The following is a 25,206-nucleotide window of genomic DNA, read 5'->3' on the forward strand; positions in this document are numbered from 1 at the left end:
GTTGAAGCTATTAGCAAACCGTAATTTCATTCTCTTTTTTTTCGGGTCGCTCGTCTCGAAAATAGGCGATAAGCTCTATTTGATTGCCATGCCATGGATCATTTACGAATTAACGGGCTCCTCTTTTTATATGGGAGTCATGTTCTTTCTAGAGACGATTCCTTTTTTGTTCGTCTCCCCATTGGCAGGGCTGTTGGCGGATCGCTTTTCCCATAAGTTGTTGCTGTTTCTTTCTGCTTTTTTACAAGGGTTCTTTTTGTTAACAATTGTCATTGGAAACGCAGCAGTTAGCCAAATTCCGATTATCTGGATTTTTGTTTGCGGATTTTTTATTGCTTGTGGGGGAGCGGTGTTTAGCGTTGTATTAAACAGTATCATTCCGTCAATGTTTCCAAAAGATAAAATTGTGAACGTGAATTCGTCATTTCAGTTCCTTGACTCCACTTCGCTGCTGTTTGGCAGTGCTTTGGCAGGGATGTTGATTAGCATGTTCGGCGGTTTTACGGTGTTGCTTTTTGACGCTATTTCGTTTTTTATCATTTGCGCCGTTGTCTTGTTTTACCGAATCAAAAAAGAAAACATTAAAAAGATTGCTGGCGGCAGCTCTTGGAAATATCTAGTTCAAGGAGCAAGCTACGTAAAAAACCATGAAATTCTTAAACCGCTTCTTTTGATTATGATGTTAGTCAACATTTCCAATGCCGTCGTTGTCGCCTTGCTTGTCTTTTTTGCAAGAGATACATTGGCTTTGGATTCATCACAGACGGGCCTTATTTATACGATCGCTGCCGTCTCGCAAGTGCTTCTGACGTTTTTTATTCCATTGATTACGAAAACATTCAAACGAACGAACCGGATGCTCCTCGTATGCTTAATGGTCAGCAGCGGCGGCATTGGCATTATTTCGCTTAGCACAGGGTGGGTGACGCTAGGCCTAGCGATGATGGTTCATACAGTGCCGATCATTATTTTTAATGTCGTTAATAAAACATTAAGGATGCAAATTGTCCCTGATGATTTAATTGGCCGAGTCAACGGACTGTTTTTAATGCTAAGCAAGTCGACGTTGCCTGTTGCTGGTTTAATCGGTGGTGTGGCGGCAGAGTTTATTCATATCCGTATCGTGTTCGCCTTGCTGTGTATTTTATCATTAGCGTTGATCGTACGCTATTGGTTCCATCCATTTAACCAGGAAGCGACCACTACGCTTGAAAGAATTAGCTAAAGGGAGTGGAGAAGATGAAACTGGCTCTACAGCCTTTGAATATGGAAGACATTGAATTGGTTGATGAAATGTACAATGATGAAGCGGTATTTCAAACCGCTATTTTGGGATATAACTACCCGCAAAGCCGCTTGCTCCTTAAAGGGAAATTGGAGTCTTGGATTACGAATAAATCGCAAAAGCATTTTAAAATTATGGCTGAAGAAGCAGTTGGCATTGCGCAAATCCACGATATCCATGGAGTGAATCGTACGTGCAAATTAGGGATTATGATTAAGCCTGCTTTTTGGGGAAAGGGATATGGGCCAGAAGTTCTTCGCCAACTTGAACATATATGCTTTAACGACATTGGGTTAAGGCGCATTGAAGCGGAAGTGCTGGCCACTAACGAACGGGTTTTGGCGATGATGGAACAAGGCCACTATGAACGTGAAGGTGTCCGCAAAGAGGCCGTTTTTAAAAATGGCCGCTTTGTCGATGTCCACTATTATGGAAAAATCAATGACACATCCATGGATCTAGGAAGGTACGATTTAGGCAAGGAAGTCGAAAAGATAAAATAGGCGCATGCTTCCGGTGGCAGTACTTTTTCCCGACAAATCGCCACGCAAAACAGCACCTCCATTGGGTGCTGTTTTTTGATGTTATCCGTTAGGGCCACATTTGCGCAAGCATCCGTTTAACAAGCCGATACATAAAAACGTATTCCTAGTATCCAAGGAACTTAGTAAAGCACACCTACATGTGACCAGCATTTAAATTGACTCAGCTTTATTGGAATGCTCATTGACAGGCTCAGCGATTAGTCAGTGGTGTTTAAACCACTCGACAGTCTGTCTTAATCCTTCCTGAAATGAAACGGTAGGGCGGTAGGCAATGAGCTTTTCGGCAAGGTGGATATCGGCAAGGGAATGTTTTACGTCCCCTGGCCGTTCAGACCCATAATTTGCCTGAATTTGTTTGCCTAAGAGTACATTGATTTCATCTACCAGGGAGTTGAGGTCAATGCTGGCTCCTCCCCCTATGTTTACCGATTCTCCTTGTAGTTTAGGGGCATTGGCTGCTAATAAATTGGCAGCAACGACATTGTCAATAAACGTAAAGTCACGTGATTGTGTGCCGTCGCCAAAAATAGTCGGTGGTTTGTCGTTTAGCATTGCCTTTATAAAGCTTGGGATAACGGCTGCATATTTGGAATTGGGGTCTTGACGAGGGCCAAAGACATTAAAGTAGCGAAGCGAAACGGTTTCCAAACCATAAAGGTTATAGAAAACTTTACAATAAAGCTCGCCTGTGTATTTGCTGACCGCATAGGGGGACATAGGGTTGCCAGGCAATTGTTCATGTTTAGGCAATGTTTCCGAGTCCCCATAAGCGGATGACGATGCCGCATAAATAAATCGACTTACTCTTGCTTCAACCGCACCTTGCAAGAGCTGAAGCGTACCAGAGACATTGGCATGGTTCGATTCAATCGGGTTTTGAATCGATTTCGGCACAGACGGAATCGCTCCTTGATGAAAAACAACATCAACCTGCTTTAACGCAGATTGGACCGTTTTCTCGTTTGTAAAGTCGCCATCGATGACTTCAATCTCATCTATAAATTCAGCGATGTTGTCTTTTTTTCCTGTATTAAAATTGTCTAAAATTTTGACTTTCTCTCCCTTTGCCACAAGTGCTTTAGCAATATTAGAGCCAATAAAGCCAGCTCCCCCTGTAATTAGGTAAGTTGCCACTTGGACACCCCCTTCTATTGGTAAACATCCCTCTTAGTTTATGCAAATAAAAATCCGGTGTTTCCAAAATTGAACAGGAGTCGTGATTCACCGTGCCAGCAACGCATAATAAAAAGCTTTTGGGCATACGATGGGTTATCAGAATATCGGTCAGACCGGAGGCATGAACATAGCTGGCCAAAATAGCAAAGGAGCGCTTAAGGTGGCCAGACACTTGCTCGTATACGATTATGATTGGTGGGTGTTAGGAGCAAAAGCAAAAATGATTCAACAACATCATCCTTTTCTAGACATTTGTTCATTGGCAGAACTGAAAGGAAGTGTAGCCGAAAAGGGGGCTAGCGCGATTAATTCTTCCTATGACGTCATCGCCGCATTGGGGTTAGGGATCGCTCAGACCCTTTCTTTTATTGGCATCCGTGTCGATTCGTCTCAAATCGGATCCTATAATTACCTGACGAAAAACCACCAAGCCTACCGGGAATGGAGCGACCACTTTAAAGCCAATCATGATTTTTTTCGGCGCACGATGAAAGCAGCTAGGTACGGGGCGATCAGCCCTAAATTGGCATACGAGGTGAAAAAACGGCTTCCTCATAAGACCGTTTCTTTTATCCGGCCATTTGTGGATACGGAGCGGTTTTGCCCGTCTCCGACTAAGCCAGCTGATAATAAAGGAAAAATCGTCATTGGCTGGGTGGGAAATGACAAGCGTAAAGTAAAAAATTACCATACATTATACAAGGCACTTGTGCGCGCATTTGCTAATGACCCAAATGTTGTTTTTATAGAAGCAACCCGATCGGCTACGGTGCCGTTAGAAAAGATGCCTTCCTTTTATAACAAGTTGGATTTGCTGCTAATCACTTCTTCCAACGAAGGGGGCCCAGCTCCAGCGATGGAAGCCTATGCGAGCGGCGTGCCAGTATTGTCGACAAATGTAGGCTATGTCAAAACTGTAGCAGGTCCTAAATGTCGGTCGCTTGTTATCGATAGCCTCGCATTACAAGATTTTGCAAACAAAATTCGAGAGCTGCAAGCAGACAAGGACTATTTGATAGAGCTGAAACAAGAAGCGCGGGCGCAAATGGTGGCCCATTTTACAGTTGAAAAGACGATTGGCGATTGGTTGGAAGTCTTGTTTGCGATTAAACCAAAGCCAAGCAAAGGAGAATCGACATGAGCTCGAAACGGTTGTGTGTAACTACCTACGTGTACGGAAATTACAAAAAGTTCATCCCTTATTACGTTTATAGCATTCTAAAAAGCTATCCCGATTATTTTATCAAGATTTTTGTGAACGGCCAATTGTCAACGGATGAACACGCAAGCTTAGAACGGATCAAACAACAATTATCGAAAAATGTGGAAATCAAAGAAACCAAATTGTTAAAACGAGTATCGCTAGCAAATGAAGGCAAAGCACGGCGTTTTTTATTGCCAGCAAGTGAATTTGCTGGATTTGACTATGTCTATATTGGTGATGTCGATTTTTTAATCATTAAAGAAAACACGCCTTTATTAGAGGGGCATATCGAGCATTGCCAAAAGATTGGCTTGCCTTACAGCAATCAAATTCGCCCTCAGTCAAAACGGCTAACAGGCCTCCATTTTATTAAAACAAAGGAATATTATAAGAAAATGGATTCCTTAATTGCCTATTACTTGGAGCGCCCAGAAAAAATTGAAGAAGCATTTCGTACGGGCATCCGTGATGAAGAATTTCTCTATAACTTAGTGGAGAAAAGAATTGGTTTTGGCGACATCGATAAGCACCATTATCGGCCTCATCATGGTTTCCATTTAGGCATATTACGAAACGGGCCAGACCATTTTAAAAATTATGTGGAACAAGGACATACGAACCCATATCACCAGCTTCCCCCGTACGATTCATTAAAAAAATCGCTATTGGCTTTTTACCAGGATCGTTTGTTTACAGAAATCAAGAACTTGGTGCCAACCAAAGAAATCCACTTGCTGGGACAACTGCTTAAACAGCATTAAGAGAGGGGAAAGTTCATGATTGCGATTGGCATGGCTGCACTGCCTAGTCGGTTTTCCCATTTGCCAAAGATTATACCGACTCTTTTAGAACAGTGCGACATTATGTACATTCATATAAACGGAGCCAATGATTGTCCGGCGTTTTTAAAAAAAGAAAGCAAAATCAAACTGTCCTTTTCCAACAAAAACTTAGGTGGACAAATGGCATTTCGAGGCTATCCTCAAACACAAGGCTACTATTTTTGCGTAGACGACGATTTAATCTACCCTGTGAACTATGTTGAACGAATGGTGGCGTTAATGAAGGCCCATAACAACAACATTATTGCTTGTGTGCATGGTTCGAGCTTTGATTACCGAGCCCCTATTAAGCAAGTATTTAAAAACAAAACGAATCCCCATCTTTCCTATAAAGGCTTAGACGTTGATTCCCAAGTCCTCATTCCAGGAGTGGGAACGTCATGCATGCACTCCAGTTCTTTTGTTGTCAAACCGAGCGATTTTCCATATCAGAATATGAGGGATGCGTTTATTGCCTGTAAAGCCGCGAAAGAGGGAGTGCCTATAATTGCGATTAAACGGCCTGATAATTGGATCCAAAAAATGGGCGGCCCTACTGCGATTACAAAAGATAAAGATTACGACAATCGGATCGACCAATTGTTTGAAAAGCACATTGCCTATTTTAAAAAACAGGGCGATAGCATGTAAATAGCAGGTGCTGAAAGTGATACAGTCGGCTTGAAAGGGGGGGTACGATGGACATTTTGTTAGTCGCAGGTGGGCCTGGTTGGGCGTTTGACTACCGTGCAAAAGATCTATTGTCTCTTCAGTATGAAAAAATCAACTTGCACCTCAAATATGTGAACCAAGTAAAAGCAGGCGACCGAAGCCGCTATGATTTGTTTTACCCGATGTCAGTGAATATAGCGAGGAAGCTTCATAAACTAACAACCATTCCATACGATCAAATGGCAACAGGGATGACATCGATCCGTATTCTTGACAACCATATGAAAAACGATGGGGATAAAAAAGCATTCATCCAATTTTTAAAAAAGTTTCGTGGCTTAAACACCGGATCTGACGAAATCGCAACGTTATTGGGGCCGTTGGTGCCAATTAAGAAAACGAGAGTGGGGATCAATGAAAAGCAATTTAAACCCCCAGTCCCTAAAAAGCAAAACGATCGTTTCAAAGTAGGATGGGTAGGGCGAATAGACCAACAAGATTACCGAGAACTGAAAGGGTATGACATCGTTACCGCAGGATTAGAGAAGCTAGATGTAGAGCTGGATATACGCACGTACCAAGATCGTGTGCCTCGTGAAAAAATGGTTGATTTTTACCAGCAATTAGATTGTTTTATTTGTTCGAGTTCATCCGAACATATTCCGTTGCCTGTTTTAGAAGCCGCTGCATGCGGGGTGCCGATCATTTCCACACGAGTCGGCATTGTCCCAGAACTCATTAAAAACAATACCAATGGATTCATTGTTCCAAGAGAAGCGAATGCCTTTCAGAAGGGCGTGAAGATACTTATGGATAACACTGCAAAAAGGGAGCAGTTCTCTAAGGCGATCCGTAAAACAGTCGTCAACCATTGGACACTTGAGCGATGCAAAAAAGAGTGGGAGACATTCTTTTTATCCTTAAAAGAGTAGGCGGTGACACTGATTAACAGCTATGAGGTTGTCCCAAAAGCCTTTAAAATGAAGAAGGGGAGTCGAGATCTGACTTGATCTCGACTCCCCTTTATTTGGATGGATCGGTATTTCGGTGAATGATGGCGGGCAAGACCCGCCATTTTCTTCAGATTGAGGGCCAACCCCAGCCAACCAAGCTCCACCGTCACCTTTTCCAACCCGCGAAGGTGGAATCGTCGAAACCCGAGATTTTGTTTGGCATGCCCAAATACACTCTCGACGTCCGTTTTTCTTTGCGCGTAGAGTGTGGCTCCTCTTTCACTATGTAGTTTGGCCGCTTCTTTGGCTTTGAGCTCCTCGTAGATGGGGTTGTAATGAATTTGGCGAGGCCCCTTGCCCCTCGTACAGTCCGCTTTGAACGGACACCCCTCACAGGACTCGCATTCATACATCTTGAAGTCGCGCTTGAACCCATATCGGTCGGTACGTCGGCTATAGGCTTTAAAGGCGACCTTCCGGTTGTTTGGGCACCAATAGACATCCTCGTGTTCGTCATACCACCAGTTATACGGATGGTAGGCTTGCTTTGGGAAGGATCGTTTCTGTTCTTGGCGATAGGTGTTGTAGGGAATGAGCGATGTGACCGTTTCTTGCTCTTCCATGTAAAGATAATTGCTTTCACTTCCGTAGCCTGCATCGGCAATGAACCAGTTTGGCAAAGGCAGACCTGTCGCTTTAAAGTGCTCAAAATGCGGGATCAAACAACGGGTATCGGTTGGGTTTTGGTGAACCGTGTAGTAAAGAATGAATTGGTTTTGAGTCGCCACTTGCCAGTTATACCCTGCCTTGAGTTGCCCATTGTTCATGTGATCGTCTTTCATCCGCATGAACATGGCATCTGGGTCGGTTTTAGAAAAGCTGTTTCGCTCGCCAAAGAGGCCCATCTGTTCTTCGTATTTTTCCAAACGAGGAAGATGGTCTTTCGTTAAGCTTCGGTAGGCCTTTCGTAGTGGCTTGCTCGCTTCTTGGTGGGCCTGTTTTTCTTCTTTGGATGGGGCTACTGCGATTGCTTGGTCCATCGCATTCAGTTCCTTTTCCACCTTTGTGACGACGTCTTGAAGACGTTTGTGGCTGATCCGTTGCCGTTCAAACGTGGCATCTTCCTGCTTGAAGGTTTCGGTATCCAACGCAATCGCTTCTTGAATGACCTCTAACGTTTCCTCGATTTTCATTTGAAGCTTCTCTTCGTGGGAAAGCGTGCTCTTTTTCCAAACGAACGAGTATTTATTGGCGTTCGCTTCGATTTTGGTGCCATCGAGAAAATACGCCTCCAAGTCGACATAGCCTTCCTCGATTAGGAGATGCGTCATTTCGGTATACAGGCCTTCCATCAACGATTGGAAACGTTCTGAGCGAAAGCGATTGATCGTCCGAAAGTTCGGGGCTTGTCCAGCAGCGAGCCACATCATCGGCAGGTTTTCTTTGAGGGCTTGTCCCATGGCTCGGCACGAGAACCAACGTTGCGTATACGCATATAGGACAATCTTTGTCATCATTTTCGGATGATAGGCGGGTCTGCCTCCACCTTCATACGCGCGAACAAAGAAATCGTCATCCAACCCATCCACCACGTCACTGACCACACGCGCGACATGATGTTCGGGGATAAGATCGGAAAAATCCATAGGCAGATAGAGTTGATTCATGGTATACTCTTGGAAAGTGACCTTTGGGTTACGCAAAAAAATCGCCTGCTTTCGTTTGAATTTTGGTAGTGGTACCTTCATTTTAAACGATTGGGCGGTTTTTTGTGCTTTTTTATCTAAATGCAAAAAAGCCACCCCAAAAGGTCATTTATCTATGACCTTTTGGGACAACTCCATAGTGATTTTTGACAGCCGTCTTCCTAGAAGACTTAGCTAGGGCTGGAAACCAATGCTTGGTAATCGTCCGTGTATACAAGGTTGGTGCATTTCTTTAATAATTGCTCGTCAGTTGCTTTCCACGTATGGAAATTAGGATTTCCATTTCGGATCACGGCATGGTTATAGCGATCAGTGGAAAAAATCCGAAATCCTTTTGCTGCGCAATCTTTTTGGAATTTTTTATCGGAACCAACTTTCATTTTAGGAAAGCAAACGTCTTTTAATAGTTCTTTTTTAAATACCAATGTCGAGTCAACCACTTGTGTTGCAAATTGATTTTCATACAAAGAAGGAAATAAACCTAAGCATTTGCTTTTTTGGAAATAGAAATAAACGCTGCTTTTTCCAACAATATCCGCCTCACATTGTTTTTCAAAGGCCGACCATGCTGACTCTAAATAGAGTGGTGCATAATAATCGTCGTCATCAAATTTCGCAATATGGCTGTAGGCCGTTTTTTCGGCGGCGATATTTTTGCACTCACCGACAGACAAGTGCTCTGGCACTTGGAAAACGGAGACGCGAGGCAGTTCTTTTGCTTGCTCTTTCCAAACGCTAAGATCGATCTTGTTATGATTCAAGATGACAATAAGCTCTTTGTTCTTCATTGTTTGGCGCACATAGTTGTCAAATACAGTCTGCATATTGTCGCTTCTGTTTGTGCATGTAATGACCGAAATCATTAGCTTTTCCCATCCGCTAGGTAGTTCGTTCCCCCGTCTCCTAACACGACTGTCTTTGCTTTGCCTTTATACCCTTTTGTCACATTTTTTGTGTCGTATACCACTTTTGCATGTTCGAGAATCGATGTTATTGGCAAGTTGGAATGGTCGGTCAAAATGGCAACAAGATCGGCATTTTCCAGCAACTCCTGAGAGAGTGGTTGCGAAGAATAGAGCGTTTGTCCAACTTCCACCGCCGGAACATGGGGGTCATGATAACTGACGTTGGCGCCAAGTTGGATGAGTGCCTTCATAATGTCAAGTGAAGGAGATGTTCTGACATCATTGGAATCTTTTTTATAAGAGAGCCCGCATAACACAATTGATGCATCGGAAATGGATTTGCTGGTTTCAGCTAGCTTTTTAATCTGTTCGACAACATAAGAGGTTATCGTCTGGTTCATTTGCTCGGATAATGATAAAAATTGGGCATGGAAGCCACGCTGTGCGCCGACCCAGTATAAATATAAAGGGTCGATCGGGATGCAGTGCCCGCCAATCCCAGGGCCAGGATAAAACGCCTGGTATCCATAAGGCTTAGTAGTTGCTGTCGAAATCGCTTCCCATAAATCAATGCCGAGTTTGTCGCAAAACATCGCCATTTCATTGATGAACGAAATATTAATAAAGCGGTAGCTGTTTTCTAAAAGCTTGGCAAGTTCGGCAACTTCCAGTGAGGAGGCAGGAACAATGGTGTTAAACACACGCCCATAAAAGGCTGTAATACGCATGAGGCATTGCTCGGAAAGCCCACTGATAATTTTAGGCACTTCCTCAATCGCAAGCGATTTGTTTCCTGGATCAATCCGCTCAGGCGAATAAGCCAAGTGCAGCGTTTTTCCAGGGATCAAATTGCTTTTTTCTAAAATAGGTTGGATCACTTCGCGTGTCGTACCAGGGTAAGTCGAACTTTCGACAATAACGAGCTGTTCTTTTTGCAGTCTAGGATAAAGGGCTTCGCTTACGTGCTTTAAATAGCGTAAATCAGGCTTGTTATCGTTTGCTAACGGTGTTGGGACGCATACGACAATAATATCCAAGTCTTCGATTCCTTGATAATCAGCAGCAAACGTTAACTTGTTTGTAGCCAACATTTGAGCAAGTTCCCTATTTTCAATATCGGGAATATAGCTCGACGCTTGTTGCAACGAGGCGACTTTGTCTGCGTCAATGTCGATTCCGGTAACATGGTAGCCTTTTTTTGTAAACAACAGCGCAAGCGGAAGGCCAACATATCCTAAACCAATAACGCCAACTTTCGTATGGACGGGGTCATAAAGTTGCGGATTTTCATATGGACGCAATTGGTTTTTAGCTCCTTTCTCACCATTCTTTTTGCGGCTTCTTCATTCTATTTCAGTTCAAAAAAACGGAAACGGCATTTGGCTCCATCAGAGAACGAATTAGGCAAGTCGATGTGTGGCCATGCGGGAATCAATTAATTATGTGGGGAATGGAATAAAAGTAGTGCGAGAGACGAGATGTGAGCCCTGGCAGTCAAGAGGTGCGGAACGGTTGTTCTTGTTGTATCACAACGTAGAGGTGGAGACATTCGACGGATAGAGTAAAAGAGTATTCCGACAATCCATAGGCTATGTTGCTCATTGCATTATCCATTAACCAAGCGAAACAAGGAAAAGGTTATGCAAAGCAGGCGATGTTGTTGCTAAAGGAGTTTGTCACCACGGAATTCCCTCACTGCAATGAAATTGTACTGGCTGTGAACCATAAAAACATAGCTGCCCAACAACTGTATGGAAAAACAGGATTTCACGCTACAGGAAAAAGGAAAATCGGCCCAATTGGCGAACAGCTTATTATGAGTTTGAAAGTTTAATACTGGAAGGATGCTTTTGTCGAGCAACCTATAAAATAAATTAGGACACAAAGGATTATTCATTTTAGTCACCAGACTGCTATGAATAATCCTTTATTTGTTTATATTGAAATGAACCTAGATAAACACATACCTGTCTATCAATCACTATCTGCGTAAGGCAAAAATGCATTCCATTTATGGTGATTGAGTCGGGTGATGCTTGTAGGATGTTCGCGAATGTTGTAAACAGTGAAATCGTCATAGCAAAAAACGGAATTAGGTTGCTTGATTAATTTCATTAACACACTCACGTCTTCATATAAGCGGCCGTTTTCAAAAGGTGTGACAGGAAACCCGTTTATTTGTTTTAACATCGTTGTGCGATAAATGCGGGGGCCTAGTGGAAATGGATAGGACATGAGTTCACTTGCTGAACGGACAGGTTTTCCTTTCGCTATTGTTTTATAAAGGAGCGTGCCTGTTGGCTGTTGTTTCCACCTTCTAAAATTGCCATATAAAACGGCAGCATGCTTAGGGAGATGTTGCAATTTTTTCTTGATTGTGAACAGGGCATCGGGGTCAAGCCAATCATCTGCATCTACCTCCATCACAAAGTCGGTTGTAATGTGAGGGAGCAATGCATTTAAAGCACGGGCTTTGCCGCCGTTTTTTTGTTTGAACACCTTTACGCCCCGCTTTTTTTTCCACTTGCACATCTTTTCGTAGCTATTATCTTCTGACCCGTCGTCGATCATGAGCAATTGGTCAGGCGGTGATTGTTGTAAAAAACAAGAGGCAATCGCCGTTTCAAGGTAGTCCGTCATATTAAAGGCGGACATGATGATGGCCAGGGTAGGCGAAGGGATCTCTGCTTTTGCTCGTCTGTATTTCATCATGTATGCATATTTCTCGCGTTCGCTTTTTGATGTGTTGGCTCTTGGCCGTTTGATCCAGGGATCCTTTGTTTGAACAATTTGGCGTGTTTCTACGTTTTGCAGCCAAGCTGGAAATAATGCGTCTGGAAAAGGCAAGTGATCAAGATCAGCGAACGTCTTTTCCTGGAAGAAAGCTGTCCGTACTAAGAAAGGCTGTTCCACATACTGGGTCCCAATTGCCTGCTTAAATGTCATTACTGCTTTACCAGAAGGAAGTGTCAAACGGTTAGGCTGTATGTTTGGACAAAGGGTGTCGCCGTTATGCAAGAAAAGGGCATACGTACTGTCGCATGTTTGGAGGAGAGTGTTTAAAGCGCCAGCAATTTCTCCATTGGGTACAGCGATGGTTTGTATTTCGTATTGAAATTGTTGCTTGTCAATAGCTGTTGGCGGGTGAATAAGGTAAACCGTCTTGATTCGGGGTTTGAGAGAGCTGAGTGAAGACAGTGCTTGTTGCAATGAAACCCCGCTCTCATAGTTTAAAAAAAATACCAAGATGTCGCGCATCGTTCATTCCTCCTTATGTTGCCGACCATTTTTTCTAATGGGGCAAATGACAGACGGCTGTCTTATGAGCCATGGTATTCAAGTTAACCATTTGAAGGGAACTTGGATTCCAGTGGAATTTTAGCAAAATAGGTTTAAAAAGTAGGAACGTATCTATACAAGATGACAAAATTCGCATTTATTGATTGTAGACAAGAAAGGAGTGTAAATCATTATGGCAAACGGAGAATTATCTCTCACTCTCGAGTTGTTAAACTTGTTATTGGAAATTCGGTTGGCGAAACAGACTAATGGAACAACTCCTCCAAATGGGACAGGAGCCATTAGAGATTTGTTGCTTGGCTTAGTTGGTCAACCGGTAACGGTAACAACGCCATTTGGTGTAATAACAGGGACATTGCTTTCCGTCCTGACTGACTACATCGTGATAATTGAAGACACCGGGTCGCAAGTGCTTGTGCGTTTAGCAGAAATTGAATCAGCAAGCGGACAGTAAAGGAGGGATATACGTGTTTGAAAATTTGTTTACAAATGAGTTGGCGACCCGAATTGGCCAAACGGTTGAAATTGCAACAGATAACAACCTCATAGAAGGCATTCTCTTAAGTGCAACGGCAAATATTGTTGTTGTAATAACATCAACTGGATACGGGCCAAACATCCAGGTAAGTGTCGTCGTCGCCGCTATCAACTTTGTCCGTTTTCCGTAAGTTTGGGCTTCCTAATAGGACAAAAAGCGGCCAGTAGCCTTTAAGGAAATGAGCAGAGAACGCGCTGTAATGGTTGAGTGGAATGCTTAAAAAAATGTGACTGGCTGTATAACAATTGTCTTGTAGATGTTCACTTTCGCGCTTCCTGTCTTGAAAAGGCAGGAAGCGCTTTTTTTGTCACTGTCTATGCAGCGAGAGAAAGCAGTTGAACTTATGGTGGGACGCATTACCGACGATCTCGCCCCTTTGAAAATATGATTGAAGCAACTTTGATGAATAAGCACGGATACTCCTAGGACAAAAGTTGCGCTATACTTATGGGGAAGAAGGCTATGTTTTAGGAACTTCTTCAAGAGAAAAGGAGAAGGAGTAACGCAGATGAAGTGCATTTATGAGCAAAGTGCAGACCAAAAAAACGACGTGAAAGGCTATCCAGGGTATGCGAGGTTGATTGGAGGCATTCAAGATGCATTGTTTGCTGCCTATGGCAAAACATTTGAGCCTTATCAAACGGATGACGCCCATTTTGAATTATGGACGATTTTTGAAGAAGACGTTAAAAATGAAAATCCAGAAGTGGAGCATGTAGCCAAAATTTTTGATAAGCTGGAGACACAAACGTTCGAGTATGATGAGGAAGCGCGTGAACCTGTTTATCGGGTGCATCGGGCACTCCAGAATAATGTGTATGCCTATAAAAAGGCAGGCATTGCTTTTGCTCGCATTCCGGTTTTTGATGATTCAAGCATTATGTACATGCAGTGTGTGTTGGCGACAAGTCCTCTAGAAATGGAAAACTTCCTGCAAACGTTACGGAACCGGCTGTGGCATAAAAGTCGGAACGAAGTGCTTGTGTTTAAAGAAGGGATGGACGGGTTTGTTCAAGAACAGCAACCTGTAACGCGGGCTATTTCTCGGGAAGAGGTTGTGCTTCGGGCTGATGTAAAGGAAGAAATATACCAGATGTTGGACCATTTCTTCGCAGAAGACCGGTCTTTTTTTACCAAGTTTAACATTCCTTATAAACGGGGGATCTTGCTCTATGGCCCTCCTGGCAATGGCAAGACAACGCTCGTTAAATCAATTGCTGGCACCGTTGACGCCCCTGTGGCCTATTGGCAAATTACCGAATTTACTTCAAGTGAATCGATTAGCCAAGTGTTTGAGTCAGCGACACGTCTTGCGCCGATGATTTTAGTCATAGAAGACATCGACTCTATGCCTGAAGAAGCTCGTTCCTATTTCTTAAATACGCTGGATGGCGCTACTTCGAAAGAGGGGATTTTCTTAATTGGCACAACCAACTATCCAGAAGAAATTGATCCAGGTTTGATTAACCGGGCTGGCCGATTTGACCGAGGCTATGAAATCCCTCTTCCTAATAAAGAGCTACGCCATCGTTACGTAAAGGTTCTTAATTTCCAAACGGTTGTCCAAGGAGCCGATTTAGACAAAATTGTTAGTGAAACCGAAGGGTTTTCTTTTGCGCAAATCAAAGAACTGTTTATAGCGGCGGCAATGGAACAGCATGCTGCTGGCAAAGTAGATATCAACAAACTGATCAAATCGATGAAAAAAGAACAAAAGAAAAGCAAGACTGGCAAGTGGTGGGAAGGCGGCGACGAGCTAGGTTTTCATTAGGGAAAAGATTTGTGGTGGTGTAAGGCAGGATTGTGTTGAACGGAAATTTAAATAGAAGAACAGCCAGCTATCTGTCTAGTTAGCTGGCTTTTATGATGTAAATCAAGCGGGCTCTCTACAGAGGATGGAACCCCGTCTGATAAACTGCCTCAGCCATCTTCTCATAGCCTCGGTTATTTGGGTGGATCCCATCTTTTGCTAGATAATGAACTCCGTTTGAAAGAAAGCTAATGTCAACGATCCGCACATTTGGATAGCGTTCCAACGTATATAAGCTCTGATTAAAACGAAACAAATGCGACTGAAGAACTGGAATATTTGGCAACGGGTTATAAAGGTTAAACACACGGACGATGTATGGTGTTCGAGCATGTTGTTTTACGTAAGTGATGTGACGGATAAGGTGATGTAAACAGGCATAAACGCCAGCCGTTGTTTTAGGGAGATGATCGACAGAGCCTGTTCTACTCGTTTGCCGTAAGGCTGTTAAAAAATTGTTTCCTCCAGCTGTAATCGTTATGATATTGGCGCGCTCGATTTGTTTAGAATGCCTAAAAGTCAAACTGGAGATCTGTTCACAGGTTAGCCCGTTTCTAGCCAGTTTAATGAGTTGGATCGGCTGTCCTAATCGGCGGCTAGCCATGTCCCGATAAGGTACGACAAATCCGTTGGTTGAGCCAACCCCTGTTACAAGCGAATCCCCAATTGCAACATATACATACATGGCCTCCCTCCTTTTCTTTAGTGTATGGACAGTCGGAAAAGGTGGAACGGCGGCCATCATACCCTAATTTATGTCGTGATATCAGGTGAAAAAAGGTTTGTTCCAAACATGGAGTTTTGGGCTGCCGTTTATGAAAATACAAGTAGGGCGAATGGGGAATCACCGAAACGAGCAAACTAGCAAACATTTTGAAAGCGCTTTGAAAATTTTGTTGCAATAACGCAAATCGCTATGTTAGAGTGTTTTCAAATCACATTAATGATCGAAAATCACATATGTGATTTTAGGAGGCGAGTATGATTGTCCGTTAAATCAGCGGAAAGGGTTCTGCGTATTTTTGAATTGTTAAGCAGCCATGTCAATGGCCTCAGTATTAAAGAAATTAGCGAAACCCTTGAGTTGCCGCAAAGTAGCACGTCAGCTTTAGTCCATACGCTTTATCGTGAAAATTATTTATCTGTAAACCAAGCGAAAAAATTTGCTCTTGGTCCAAAACTGATTCCGATTGGCAATGCTGCTCGTGAATCACTCGACCTTGCTTTGTTAAGCGCTGAATCGCTGCAACGGTTAGCTTCAGCAGTAGAGGAGACGGTATTTATGGCGCTACTAGCCAACCAGGAACTTGTATATGTGGCGAAAATCGATAGCAATCGCTCGATTCGGACGTCAGCGTATTTAGGCGGACGAAAGCCCCTTTATTGCACGGGACTTGGCAAGGCTTTTTTGACATTCATGCCGGAGGAGCAACGTATCGATTACTTAAAACATGTATCCCTTAAGCGGATCACCCCCCACACAATTACCGATAAAGACACACTGCTGGCTCGTTTACAAGAATATGCACAGCTAGGTTACGCGATTGATGATGAAGAAAATGAAGAAGGGCTGTACTGTGTGGCGGCGCCCATATTTGATGCATCAAAAGGAATGCAGGCGGCGATTAGCGTAGCAGGGCCAAAAGAGCGGATGTTGAGACAAAAAAGTCAAATCGTGAACAACGTTATCGACACAGCAAACGGCATTTCACAAAAGCTTGGATACGTTTTGTAGAGGAAGCCAGTACATGAAGAGGTGTTTGAATGGATGTAGTAAGCATAGGCGAAACAATGGTGTTGTTTGCCTCTAAGGAGGATGGTCAGCTTCGATACGCTTCTAATTTTTCAGCCCGTGTGGCCGGCGCAGAGACGAACACGCTGATCGGATTAGCGAAACTTGGTCATAAAACAGGCTGGATTAGTCGAGTCGGCGCTGACGAGTTAGGAGCGAAAATCATCCAATCTGTCCGTGGTGAAGGCGTTGATACAACGTATGTAGCCATGGATGAGCAGGCTCCAACGGGGCTATTTTTGAAAGAACAAACGACTGTGAAGACGGCGAATATCCTCTACTACCGAAAGGGTTCTGCGGCGAGCCGTCTAGAGCCTGCCGATATTAATGAGGACTATGTTAAGAACGCGAAGTTTCTTTATTTAACAGGAATTACGCCATTATTGAGCAAATCATGCGAGCAGACAACATTCGTATTAATAGAAATGGCCAAGAAGCATCATGTCAAAATCGTGTTTGACCCGAATATACGCAAAAAATTGCTGACGGAAGAGAAACAGAAGCATTTGTTAGAGCGTTTGATTGGCATTGCTGATATTGTTTTGCCAGGGTATGGAGAAGGCCACTATTTATTCGGCACGAACAATAGCGAGGAAATTGCCGATCGCTGTTTACAGCTTGGCGCCCAGCTAACCGTTGTCAAGCTCGGTGAGAAAGGTGCTTATTACAAGAGCACAGACCAGTCTGGCTATGTTGCTCCAATCCCAGTAAAGGAAGTGGTTGACCCAATTGGTGCTGGCGACGGATTTGCCGCAGGCGTTTTGTCTGGTTTGCTCGATGGGCTCGCCATTAAAGAGGCAGTCGGACGCGGTTGTGCGATAGGCGCTTTTGTGACCCAAGTGCACGGCGACATTGAAGGCTTGCCTTCTCGGCAAACATTGCATGCTTTCCAACAAAATCGAGAAGACGTGAATCGTTAGGAGGAAAATATGGAAACGTTACAAGCCATTTATCAGCACCAACTGATTGCGATTATCCGTGGCGTACCGCCAAAGGACGCAGTGAAAATTGGAAGCGCTCTTAAAGAGGGAGGCATTCGCTTAGTTGAAATGACCCTCAATTCCCCTGACGCATTCGAATCGATTCGGTTGTTATCAAGGGAACTGGGCCGCGAAATGAAGATTGGCGCTGGAACGGTGTTAGATCCAGAAGCGGCGTTTTTGTCGATTCAAGCGGGGGCCGATTTTATCCTTTCCCCGACTGTAAAAGCGGCAACGATTGAAACGACGAAACGCTATGGCAAAGTCAGCATCCCTGGTGCCTATACGCCGACAGAAATTTTAAGCGCTTACGAGCTTGGCGCCGATATTGTCAAAGTTTTTCCGGCAAGTGCCGGCCCAGGCTACGTGAAAGACATTCGCGGGCCATTGTCCCATATCCCGCTTTTGCCAACAGGCGGAGTCAATGACCAGAACATTGCCGCTTTTAAACAAGCAGGCGCTGTCGGATTTGGCATTGGCAGTTCTTTAGTAGACAGCAAGGCCGAAGTGACGCCTGCCTATCTGCGTAAGCTTACGGCAAAAGCGAAAAATTATGTAGCGGCACTAGAGCAAGCAATGAAATAACAGAAAGAGGGGAGAACAACAAATGAAAATTAAAAGCTATGAACTGTTCAAAGTCCAGCCACGGTGGCTGTTTTTGAAAATAGAGACGGACGAAGGAATGACTGGCTGGGGAGAACCTGTAGTCGAGGGGCGTGCTGCTACTGTAGAGGCTGCTGTCCATGAGCTGATGGAATACTTGATTGGCAAAGATCCTTTTCATATTGAAGACCATTGGAATGTCCTGTACCGCGGCGGCTTTTATCGTGGTGGGCCAATATTGATGAGCGCCATTTCCGGTATTGACCAAGCATTGTGGGATATTTTAGGGAAGTATCACAACGTACCTGTCCACCAGTTGCTTGGCGGCAAAGCACGGGAAAAGATAAGAGTATACTCATGGATTGGCGGAGATCGCCCTAATGAAGTTGGCGCTGCAGCGAAACAAGTAGTTGACAAAGGCTTTACTGCAGTGAAAATGAATGCAACCGATGAAATGCAATACATTGATTCTTTCGAAAAAATTGACCGCGTCCTTTCTAATGTGGCTGCGATTCGCGAAGCTGTTGGCCCGTATGTCGGGATAGGCGTTGATTTTCATGGACGCGTTCATAAACCAATGGCCAAAATACTAGCCAAAGAGTTAGAACCATTTAAGCCGATGTTTATTGAAGAGCCTGTGTTGCCAGAAAACAATGAAGCGTTACGGGAAATTGCCAGAAATACAGCTATTCCAATCGCAACAGGAGAGCGGATGTTTTCGAAATGGGATTTTAAACAAGTGCTCGTTGACGGCTATGTCGATATTATCCAGCCAGATTTGTCCCATGCTGGCGGCATTACTGAATGCAAGAAAATTCTATCAATGGCTGAGGCATTTGATGTGGCTGCCGCTCCCCATTGCCCACTCGGCCCGATTGCACTCGCGGCATGTTTGCAAGTGGATGCAACTTGCCACAATACGTTTATCCAAGAACAAAGCCTTGGCATCCATTACAATGAAGGATCTGATCTTCTCGATTATCTCGTCGATGGCAGCGTTTTCCACTATAAAGATGGGTATGTGGACATACCGAACAAACCTGGGCTTGGCATTGAAATCAATGAGGACCATGTCCGCAAGATGAGCGAAACAGGCCACAATTGGCGAAACCCTGTCTGGAGACATCAAGACAACAGCGTTGCAGAGTGGTAAGCTGCTAAACATCATTGCTGAAATTTGGAGGTTATTACTTGGTTGATCGTCGAAAGGCGGCAGTGTATTGACTAAGCCGCCTAAAAAAGCGGACAAGTCATAGACAAGCAGCTTCCTGTGTAGAGGCTGCTTGCTTTTTTCTACTATTTGCTTCCGGTATACTCTAATGCCGACTTGACCAAGTGAGCAGAGTCCCATTCGCCTTTTGAAAAACGGGTAATGGGGTATGTCCGAGGAAACAGGCGCTTTTGGATTTCTTTAATGGGGAGTCCGCTTTTGTAAAGATCGTGGACTTGGTTGCTTAATGCTTCTAAATAGTCTCGTTTTTGTACTAGCTTTTTGCGGCCCTGCTTTAAATAGCCAGCATGACTGCAAAAAACGTCTTCAAAATCATACTGCAGCAATTTATGGAGCGAGGCGATAATTTGTGGAACAGACTCACTGTCCATAATAAGTTTTGTTTTTGTTTGTACATAGAGGTCGCCTGTAAACAGTTGCCCAGTCGATTTGTTTAGGAAGGCAACGTGGTCAGTGGCGTGTCCAGGCGTAAAAATACTGACCCAGTTCGAGTGCCTCGTTTGGAATGTTGCTGGAATTGCAGCTGGGTGAAACGGTTTGCGCTTGCCCCAAAACAGTTTTCGATAAAGGGGGTAGTCGCCAGTCTTCTTAGCAGCAGCAAGAGAAGAGTCGTGCAAGTAAATCGGAACATGCAGGTGTTGTTCAAACCAAGTGGCACAGCCTGTATGGTCTTCATGGAGATGGGTGCAATATAGAGCATCAATTGGCTGTTGTTTCCAGAAAGGGAGAAAGCCGTTTTTTAGTGCGGAAGCACCAGCGTCAATGATAATCCCATCGATAGCGAAGCTATATACATTTAAAGTGACCGAACGAAATGAAACGGTCCCGTTCGCCATGGACACGCCATTTACGGAATGTTGCTCCATCGTTTTCTTCATACGCATCCTTGCTCCACCTCTTTTATGAATGAGTAATCATTCACTACATTATAACAAAAAGAATTATTTTCTGGCTATTGCGTTTGCCGCTTTGGCTGCCTTATACCATGTGTTTGATTTAATTGCTAGAAGGAAAGACTAATAATAGTGAACGATTAAGGAGGTTGGGAGAATGCCAAAGCCGATGAAGCAGGAACTGCGGCACTTGTACTTAAAACGCAATCTTTGGTCCGGCGTGTTAGTTGGCGTCGGCATCGCTGCTTTTTTAGATGAAGTCTTGTTCCATCAATTATTGCAATGGCATCATTTCTACGACAAGTCGACTAGAACAATAGGGATCATTTCGGATGGTATCTTTCATGCATTTGGCTGGTTTGCGAGCGTTTCGGGGATGTTCTTGCTGGCCGACCTGAAATCCCGCCGCGGTTGGTGGGGCAAAAGGTGGCTTGGCGGAATTCTACTTGGCTCAGGGGCTTTCCAATTGTATGATGGCACGATTCAACATAAGTGGATGCGGATTCATCAAATTCGCTACGTGGAAAATGTGTATATCTATGATAGTGTCTGGAATGCGATTGCCATTCTTTTAGTGATCTGCGGTGCCGTTCTTGTATACAGAACAGGCCAAAGGCGGCAGCCATGAACCACCCAGCTATGGCAAACGAGTTAGAATGGTTTTTTGCCCAATTGTTACTCACATTGCCGTTTGTCGGTGCTTTCGTTTTCTATATCGTTGCTGCTTTATTATCCTATAGGACTCGAAAGCCATGGCCCCTTTACCGGTCGCTCATTTGGATCGCCGGCTGTTTCGCCGCCTATCTAGCGGGGGCGGGGCCAATAGCGGAAAAGGCACATACTGATTTTGCCTTCCATATGATCGGACACTTGCTGTTAGGAATGCTTGCGCCTCTGTTGATGGCATTAGCGGCGCCGGTGACGCTGTTGGTGCGGACATTGCCTGTGCCAATGGCAAAAGGCGTTAGCCAATTATTACGCAGCAAGATACCACAAATGATTGCCGATCCTAGTGTAGCATCGTTATTAAACATTGGCGCTTTATGGCTTCTTTATACAACAAGCTTGTTTGCATTCATGCATGCCCATCCATTTCTTTACTTTTTGATCCACATTCACGTTTTTTTGGCAGGCTATATGTTCACGATTTCCATGATCTACATTGACCCTGTGTCACATCGCAAACCTTTTTTGTACAGGGCGATTGTGCTAGTCATCGCGCTCGCTGGACACGGCATTTTATCGAAATGGATTTATGCCAATCCGCCCGTAGGTGTTGCTCCTGAACAAGCACAGACAGGGGCGATGCTCATGTATTATGGCGGGGATGCAATCGACTTGTTTCTTCTAGTTGTTTTTTGTTTTCAGTGGTACAAAGCAACGCGCCGGAGTGCACGCGCCTCTTTATTGTTGCAAGAAAACAGCAGAGCGAACATATAAATAGAAATGGCCCTAGTTGTAACGAAATGGCGACAACACAACAACTTTTAGGAACGCTTTGGCAAACGCAAGCGTTCCTTGTTTCGCGTTAATTGTCTCCAGGCAGCCAACCACTTATGAACGCCCCGCCATCTAAGTGGTTCTTGGCAGCTAGTTCGCCCCCGTGTTGCTTTATAATTCGTTGAGAAATCGTTAATCCTAGCCCACTTCCTCCTGTGGAACGGTTTCGTGACACTTCGCCACGAAATAGAGGTTCAAACACACGCTCTAATTCTTCAGAGGAGAAGCCTGGCCCTGTATCTTTTAAAGAAAACGTCACGTTAGCGTCTTCCTTATAACAACGGACAACGATATTGCCCGATGAGGGTGTATGGCGAATGGCATTATCGAAAAGGTTGTTCAAAGCACGTTCTAGCAAGTGGCTGTCGCCGCGAATCATGCAGTTCTCTTCAAAATCTGTTGAGATCGAGATGTGTTTTTGTTGGGCGAGTGGGCGGAAGCCGTCAATCGTCTGTTGAAAAAGGTCTTTTAAATCAATTGGACGTACATTCTTTTGCTGCTCCATATACTCCATCGTTGTAAAGGTAAACAAATCCTCTACTAGCCGGTCCAATTGCCTTGACTTTTCCTTACAAACCGCCACATACTTTGTTATTTTGTCTGGAGACTTAGCAATGCCTTGTTCTAGCCCATCTAAATATCCCCGTAAGGCGAACAGCGGCGTTCGCAAATCGTGGGCAATCGCTGCAATCATGAAGCGCCGTTCTTCTTCCAGTGCCATTTGTTTATGCTGGGATGTCCGCAGTCCTTTCATCATCACTTCAAATCCAGCGCCTACATCGGCAATTTCTGTTATCCTGCCTATTGGCAATTGTCCATCAAACTCTCCGGCGGCTATTTTTCGAGCGACCAAACCCATTCTTTCGAGTGGTTGAAGAAAGAACCTGCGCAAGGCGATGCCAACAATGATAAATGCGAGCAAAAAGCCAACGATTGCTGAAATCGTCGGGACCATTCGTGAGCTTGGCACGTAAATGACCACTTTGCCAAGTAACTGGCCGTCCTCGATGAGGGAGAATCGTTCTGTTGACGAAAACCAACTGCTGCTTTCTGGATTCGAGCGATACATTTCCTGATTAGACGCCGCCGACAAAATCGCAACTTCCAAATTGGCCTTCCGCAGTTGGGTTTCTAGTTGGCGTTGCCAATTGGCGTCTGTCCAGTTGTCTGCATTTGTTTCGATCGTATGAATGGTCTCGGTTACATGCCTTTGCAAGTTTTCATCAGGTGTAGAGAAGCGAAACGTTTTTGTTTCTATGAAGTGTGCTGTCACATAAAAAATCCACGGTAATGATAGAATGAAGAAAAAACAGAGTACTGTAAATGTACGGATACGCAATGTAGGCATGTTATCCTCCTTCGAAGCGATACCCAATTCCCCATACGTTTACAATATATTGAGGGTCATTCGGGTTCGCTTCTATTTTCTCGCGAAGACGGCTAAGATGAACGCGAACGGTGTGCTTGTCGCCTACGCCATCCCACAGCTTATCGAGAAGTTGGTCATAGGAAAAAACATGCCTGGGGTGTTCTAAAAATAATTGCAGCAGTTCATATTCCTTTGGGGTCAGCATCACGTTTTTTCCGTCCACAGCAAGTTCTCGTGTTGTCAGATTTAACGTAAGGTGGCCAAATTCCAAGATCGTTTCAGTCGGTGGCTGATTTGAAGCAGAGCGTCGTAGGACGGCTTTCACTCTGGCAACAATTTCTCCCGGCGAAGCCGTTTTTACAATATAATCGTCGCCTCCAAGGGTCAGGCCGCGAATTTTGTCGACATCAGCGCTCCGTGCACTCAAGAACAAGATCGGAACGTCACTTTTTGCGCGAATCCGACGACAGAACGCAAATCCATTTTCTCCAGGCATCATGATATCCAGGATTAGACAATCGACAGCGCTTTGCTGGAAAGCCTCCCATGCTTCCTCTGTATTGGAGGCGGTTAACACGTAAAAATGATCGTTTTCTAAAAAATCCCTTAACAAATCGGCAATACTTTGGTCATCGTCGACAACGAGTATGGTCTTTGCATTCATAAACTTCCCACCTTTGCACTTTAGTTTATCATTTTTCCGGTCAAAACCAATGCAGACGCCTGTTTTGTGATCGATTGTTGATCGTTTTGTGATTTTTTTCTCACGTCATTTGAGAGTGTTCGTTGTTATGATTTGTATCGAAGCAGTTCCCCTCGTTTTCCAATGCAAGGAGCTCAGTTTGTTAACTAAATGGATGTGGAGGAGAAACGAAGATGGTATCGATACAAATTGTTCTATTTGATGGATTCGACCTTTTGGATGCAATTGCCCCCTATGAAGTTTTTCACGCAGCTTCAATGAATGTCAAAGACAATCTCAGCGTCGAATTTGTGACTGCTGAAGGACCAAGATCTGTGAAGAGCGGCGTCAACGACGTCCTACTCGAAGCAGAGGAAAAACTAGACCCGACACGTCCAGGAATCATTCTCGTCCCTGGCGCAGCCGGGGCTGTCGATGGGGAGGGGCCTGATTCAATCCCGGCGATATTAGGCCGGGCGATGAATACAGAATTAACCAGAATGGTCGAGCATGCCCTCCACCAGAAAGACATGGTCATCGCTGGGGTGTGCGGCGGCTCCCTGTTGTTAGCGATGGGTGGCTTGCTGGAAGGCAGACATGGGGTTACACATCATCTAGGCATGGATGCACTTGCTGCTACTGGCGTGACCACTGTCCAAGCACGTGTCGTTGATGATGGCAATTTCGTAAGCAGCGGCGGTGTCACATCGGGACTGGATCTTGCCCTCTATCTTGTTGAACGAGAACTTGGCCCTCGCATCGCCCATGCTGTTGAGCAGCTATTTGAATTTGAACGGAGGGGAACGGTTTGGCGAGACGTAGGACTTGTCCCACGTCATGGTACAGCGAAGGCAGAGGACGATGAAAACAGTACAACGAATAAAGTTGGACATACAGATAGCGCCATGCTTAACCAATCTAGAATAGCGTCTATCTTCGAGGGCGAATGGGCCACAGAAATCATGACGCCAATTGGAAAACTGGATGTTGCACTATCGATCTCGACAGACAAGGAGACGATCCGTGGCAAAGCCACACAAGGAGAGGAAACGGTCCAATTCATCCATCCCGTCATTCAAGGCAATAAGATGACTTGGTCGCTGCCCATTACAAAACCTTTGCGTTTAAATTTGAAATTTGAAGTCAGTGTAGACGGAGACAAGATGATAGGAACTGCTAAGGCTGGTGTGTTGCCTGCGTCGAAGTTGATCGGGAAGCGGATTTTATGACGAAAATGGGGT

At 44.5% G+C, this 25,206-nt stretch carries 25 protein-coding genes and 1 pseudogene; 17 read left to right on the plus strand and 9 right to left on the minus strand.

What is annotated here, in order from left to right:
* The first annotated feature begins 1 nt into the window (after window position 1).
* Window positions 2-1,225: an MFS transporter gene (locus tag V5G21_RS11870; RefSeq protein WP_035205316.1), complete on the plus strand. Its 1,224-nt coding sequence runs from the start codon at window positions 2-4 to the stop codon at window positions 1,223-1,225.
* A 14-nt stretch (window positions 1,226-1,239) separates the two neighbouring features.
* Window positions 1,240-1,788 (plus strand): GNAT family N-acetyltransferase, encoded by a 549-nt coding sequence (locus tag V5G21_RS11875; RefSeq protein WP_035205313.1) that lies wholly within the window; start codon window positions 1,240-1,242, stop codon window positions 1,786-1,788.
* Window positions 1,789-2,031: 243 nt separating this feature from the next.
* On the opposite strand, the gene V5G21_RS11880 is transcribed toward V5G21_RS11875, so the two are convergent.
* A complete protein-coding gene (locus V5G21_RS11880) occupies window positions 2,032-2,964 on the minus strand; it encodes an SDR family oxidoreductase (RefSeq protein WP_073305560.1) in 933 nt (310 codons plus the stop codon).
* Between the two features lie 202 nt (window positions 2,965-3,166).
* Between V5G21_RS11880 and V5G21_RS11885 the strand changes: the two genes are divergently transcribed.
* From V5G21_RS11885 to V5G21_RS11900, 4 genes are read left to right on the plus strand one after another with little or no spacing between them, the layout of a single operon-like run.
* The gene (locus V5G21_RS11885) at window positions 3,167-4,147 is read left to right on the plus strand and encodes a glycosyltransferase family 4 protein (RefSeq protein ID WP_304527707.1); all 981 of its coding nucleotides are present in this window, start codon (window positions 3,167-3,169) and stop codon (window positions 4,145-4,147) included.
* Window positions 4,144-4,971: a hypothetical protein gene (locus tag V5G21_RS11890; RefSeq protein WP_095316413.1), complete on the plus strand. Its 828-nt coding sequence runs from the start codon at window positions 4,144-4,146 to the stop codon at window positions 4,969-4,971. Before V5G21_RS11885 ends, V5G21_RS11890 begins: the two co-directional genes overlap by 4 nt.
* Window positions 4,972-4,986: 15 nt before the next feature.
* Window positions 4,987-5,682: a glycosyltransferase family 2 protein gene (locus V5G21_RS11895; RefSeq protein ID WP_063608214.1), complete on the plus strand. Its 696-nt coding sequence runs from the start codon at window positions 4,987-4,989 to the stop codon at window positions 5,680-5,682.
* Between the two features lie 47 nt (window positions 5,683-5,729).
* Window positions 5,730-6,635, plus strand: coding sequence for a glycosyltransferase family 4 protein (locus V5G21_RS11900; RefSeq protein WP_338464786.1), 906 nt, complete (start codon window positions 5,730-5,732; stop codon window positions 6,633-6,635).
* Window positions 6,636-6,655: 20 nt separating this feature from the next.
* On the opposite strand, the gene V5G21_RS11905 is transcribed toward V5G21_RS11900, so the two are convergent.
* From V5G21_RS11905 to V5G21_RS11915, 3 genes are all read right to left on the minus strand, one after another.
* Window positions 6,656-8,359, minus strand: a complete 1,704-nt coding sequence (locus V5G21_RS11905; protein ID WP_338464787.1) for an IS1182 family transposase — start codon at window positions 8,357-8,359, stop codon at window positions 6,656-6,658.
* 173 nt (window positions 8,360-8,532) lie between these two features.
* Window positions 8,533-9,225, minus strand: coding sequence for a glycosyltransferase family 2 protein (locus V5G21_RS11910; RefSeq protein WP_063608216.1), 693 nt, complete (start codon window positions 9,223-9,225; stop codon window positions 8,533-8,535).
* Window positions 9,225-10,568: a nucleotide sugar dehydrogenase gene (locus V5G21_RS11915; RefSeq protein ID WP_063608217.1), complete on the minus strand. Its 1,344-nt coding sequence runs from the start codon at window positions 10,566-10,568 to the stop codon at window positions 9,225-9,227. Before V5G21_RS11915 ends, V5G21_RS11910 begins: the two co-directional genes overlap by 1 nt.
* Before the next feature lie 245 nt (window positions 10,569-10,813).
* On the opposite strand from V5G21_RS11915, the pseudogene V5G21_RS11920 reads away from it, so the two are divergent.
* Window positions 10,814-11,101 (plus strand): annotated as a pseudogene (locus V5G21_RS11920) (GNAT family N-acetyltransferase); the annotation flags it as partial.
* Between the two features lie 140 nt (window positions 11,102-11,241).
* On the opposite strand, the gene V5G21_RS11925 reads toward V5G21_RS11920, so the two are convergent.
* The gene (locus V5G21_RS11925) at window positions 11,242-12,525 is read right to left on the minus strand and encodes a glycosyltransferase family 2 protein (protein WP_073305568.1); all 1,284 of its coding nucleotides are present in this window, start codon (window positions 12,523-12,525) and stop codon (window positions 11,242-11,244) included.
* 214 nt (window positions 12,526-12,739) lie between these two features.
* On the opposite strand from V5G21_RS11925, the gene V5G21_RS11930 reads away from it, so the two are divergent.
* The 3 genes from V5G21_RS11930 (at window position 12,740) to V5G21_RS11940 (ending at window position 14,876) form a co-directional block, all read left to right on the plus strand.
* Complete coding sequence (locus tag V5G21_RS11930) at window positions 12,740-13,021, plus strand: DUF2642 domain-containing protein (protein WP_011245374.1); 282 nt, start codon at window positions 12,740-12,742, stop codon at window positions 13,019-13,021.
* 13 nt (window positions 13,022-13,034) lie between these two features.
* Window positions 13,035-13,235: a hypothetical protein gene (locus tag V5G21_RS11935; RefSeq protein ID WP_011245375.1), complete on the plus strand. Its 201-nt coding sequence runs from the start codon at window positions 13,035-13,037 to the stop codon at window positions 13,233-13,235.
* 378 nt (window positions 13,236-13,613) lie between these two features.
* On the plus strand, window positions 13,614-14,876 hold the full coding sequence (locus tag V5G21_RS11940; RefSeq protein WP_011245376.1) for an AAA family ATPase: 1,263 nt from the start codon (window positions 13,614-13,616) through the stop codon (window positions 14,874-14,876).
* A gap of 115 nt (window positions 14,877-14,991) precedes the next feature.
* On the opposite strand, the gene V5G21_RS11945 is transcribed toward V5G21_RS11940, so the two are convergent.
* A complete protein-coding gene (locus V5G21_RS11945; protein WP_073305570.1) occupies window positions 14,992-15,600 on the minus strand; it encodes a GDSL-type esterase/lipase family protein in 609 nt (202 codons plus the stop codon).
* 300 nt (window positions 15,601-15,900) lie between these two features.
* On the opposite strand from V5G21_RS11945, the gene V5G21_RS11950 reads away from it, so the two are divergent.
* Genes V5G21_RS11950 through dgoD form a run of 4 tightly spaced genes read left to right on the plus strand, consistent with a single transcriptional unit; the run spans window position 15,901 to window position 19,443 of the window.
* Window positions 15,901-16,650, plus strand: coding sequence for an IclR family transcriptional regulator (locus tag V5G21_RS11950; RefSeq protein ID WP_073305572.1), 750 nt, complete (start codon window positions 15,901-15,903; stop codon window positions 16,648-16,650).
* 29 nt (window positions 16,651-16,679) lie between these two features.
* Window positions 16,680-17,627, plus strand: a complete 948-nt coding sequence (locus V5G21_RS11955; RefSeq protein ID WP_073305574.1) for a sugar kinase — start codon at window positions 16,680-16,682, stop codon at window positions 17,625-17,627.
* A gap of 9 nt (window positions 17,628-17,636) precedes the next feature.
* Complete coding sequence (locus V5G21_RS11960; protein WP_073305576.1) at window positions 17,637-18,272, plus strand: bifunctional 4-hydroxy-2-oxoglutarate aldolase/2-dehydro-3-deoxy-phosphogluconate aldolase; 636 nt, start codon at window positions 17,637-17,639, stop codon at window positions 18,270-18,272.
* Window positions 18,273-18,294: 22 nt separating this feature from the next.
* Window positions 18,295-19,443, plus strand: coding sequence for a galactonate dehydratase (gene dgoD / locus V5G21_RS11965; RefSeq protein WP_073305578.1), 1,149 nt, complete (start codon window positions 18,295-18,297; stop codon window positions 19,441-19,443).
* Window positions 19,444-19,586: 143 nt separating this feature from the next.
* On the opposite strand, the gene V5G21_RS11970 is transcribed toward dgoD, so the two are convergent.
* Window positions 19,587-20,405 (minus strand): MBL fold metallo-hydrolase, encoded by an 819-nt coding sequence (locus V5G21_RS11970; RefSeq protein ID WP_073305580.1) that lies wholly within the window; start codon window positions 20,403-20,405, stop codon window positions 19,587-19,589.
* 166 nt (window positions 20,406-20,571) lie between these two features.
* On the opposite strand from V5G21_RS11970, the gene V5G21_RS11975 reads away from it, so the two are divergent.
* Both V5G21_RS11975 and V5G21_RS11980 read left to right on the plus strand, forming a co-directional pair.
* Window positions 20,572-21,042: a DUF2243 domain-containing protein gene (locus V5G21_RS11975; protein WP_011245383.1), complete on the plus strand. Its 471-nt coding sequence runs from the start codon at window positions 20,572-20,574 to the stop codon at window positions 21,040-21,042.
* Window positions 21,039-21,854, plus strand: a complete 816-nt coding sequence (locus V5G21_RS11980; protein ID WP_073305582.1) for a cytochrome c oxidase assembly protein — start codon at window positions 21,039-21,041, stop codon at window positions 21,852-21,854. The genes V5G21_RS11975 and V5G21_RS11980 overlap by 4 nt, the downstream gene beginning before the upstream one ends.
* Window positions 21,855-21,942: 88 nt before the next feature.
* Here the strand turns inward: V5G21_RS11980 and V5G21_RS11985 are convergent, their stop codons facing one another.
* The gene (locus V5G21_RS11985) at window positions 21,943-23,262 is read right to left on the minus strand and encodes a sensor histidine kinase (RefSeq protein ID WP_338464788.1); all 1,320 of its coding nucleotides are present in this window, start codon (window positions 23,260-23,262) and stop codon (window positions 21,943-21,945) included.
* Window position 23,263: 1 nt separating this feature from the next.
* Window positions 23,264-23,947 (minus strand): response regulator transcription factor, encoded by a 684-nt coding sequence (locus V5G21_RS11990; RefSeq protein ID WP_011245386.1) that lies wholly within the window; start codon window positions 23,945-23,947, stop codon window positions 23,264-23,266.
* Between the two features lie 212 nt (window positions 23,948-24,159).
* Between V5G21_RS11990 and V5G21_RS11995 the strand changes: the two genes are divergently transcribed.
* Window positions 24,160-25,194 (plus strand): DJ-1/PfpI family protein, encoded by a 1,035-nt coding sequence (locus tag V5G21_RS11995; RefSeq protein WP_338464789.1) that lies wholly within the window; start codon window positions 24,160-24,162, stop codon window positions 25,192-25,194.
* The last annotated feature ends 12 nt before the right edge of the window (window positions 25,195-25,206 follow it).

Source organism: Shouchella rhizosphaerae, assembly GCF_036700015.1.
GTDB classification, from domain to species: domain Bacteria; phylum Bacillota; class Bacilli; order Bacillales; family Bacillaceae_D; genus Shouchella; species Shouchella rhizosphaerae.

What these genes read in the sequence shown, in the direction of transcription:
- V5G21_RS11875 (WP_035205313.1), top strand. Translation starts at nt 1,240, where the DNA reads ATGAAACTGGCTCTACAGCCTTTGAATATGGAAGACATTGAATTGGTT.
- V5G21_RS11890 (WP_095316413.1), top strand. Translation starts at nt 4,144, where the DNA reads ATGAGCTCGAAACGGTTGTGTGTAACTACCTACGTGTACGGAAATTAC.
- V5G21_RS11895 (WP_063608214.1), top strand. Translation starts at nt 4,987, where the DNA reads ATGATTGCGATTGGCATGGCTGCACTGCCTAGTCGGTTTTCCCATTTG.
- V5G21_RS11900 (WP_338464786.1), top strand. Translation starts at nt 5,730, where the DNA reads ATGGACATTTTGTTAGTCGCAGGTGGGCCTGGTTGGGCGTTTGACTAC.
- V5G21_RS11910 (WP_063608216.1), bottom strand. Translation starts at nt 9,225, where the DNA reads ATGATTTCGGTCATTACATGCACAAACAGAAGCGACAATATGCAGACT.
- V5G21_RS11925 (WP_073305568.1), bottom strand. Translation starts at nt 12,525, where the DNA reads ATGCGCGACATCTTGGTATTTTTTTTAAACTATGAGAGCGGGGTTTCA.
- V5G21_RS11930 (WP_011245374.1), top strand. Translation starts at nt 12,740, where the DNA reads ATGGCAAACGGAGAATTATCTCTCACTCTCGAGTTGTTAAACTTGTTA.
- V5G21_RS11940 (WP_011245376.1), top strand. Translation starts at nt 13,614, where the DNA reads ATGAAGTGCATTTATGAGCAAAGTGCAGACCAAAAAAACGACGTGAAA.
- V5G21_RS11945 (WP_073305570.1), bottom strand. Translation starts at nt 15,600, where the DNA reads ATGTATGTATATGTTGCAATTGGGGATTCGCTTGTAACAGGGGTTGGC.
- V5G21_RS11955 (WP_073305574.1), top strand. Translation starts at nt 16,680, where the DNA reads ATGGATGTAGTAAGCATAGGCGAAACAATGGTGTTGTTTGCCTCTAAG.
- V5G21_RS11960 (WP_073305576.1), top strand. Translation starts at nt 17,637, where the DNA reads ATGGAAACGTTACAAGCCATTTATCAGCACCAACTGATTGCGATTATC.
- dgoD (WP_073305578.1), top strand. Translation starts at nt 18,295, where the DNA reads ATGAAAATTAAAAGCTATGAACTGTTCAAAGTCCAGCCACGGTGGCTG.
- V5G21_RS11970 (WP_073305580.1), bottom strand. Translation starts at nt 20,405, where the DNA reads ATGCGTATGAAGAAAACGATGGAGCAACATTCCGTAAATGGCGTGTCC.
- V5G21_RS11975 (WP_011245383.1), top strand. Translation starts at nt 20,572, where the DNA reads ATGCCAAAGCCGATGAAGCAGGAACTGCGGCACTTGTACTTAAAACGC.
- V5G21_RS11980 (WP_073305582.1), top strand. Translation starts at nt 21,039, where the DNA reads ATGAACCACCCAGCTATGGCAAACGAGTTAGAATGGTTTTTTGCCCAA.
- V5G21_RS11985 (WP_338464788.1), bottom strand. Translation starts at nt 23,262, where the DNA reads ATGCCTACATTGCGTATCCGTACATTTACAGTACTCTGTTTTTTCTTC.
- V5G21_RS11990 (WP_011245386.1), bottom strand. Translation starts at nt 23,947, where the DNA reads ATGAATGCAAAGACCATACTCGTTGTCGACGATGACCAAAGTATTGCC.
- V5G21_RS11995 (WP_338464789.1), top strand. Translation starts at nt 24,160, where the DNA reads ATGGTATCGATACAAATTGTTCTATTTGATGGATTCGACCTTTTGGAT.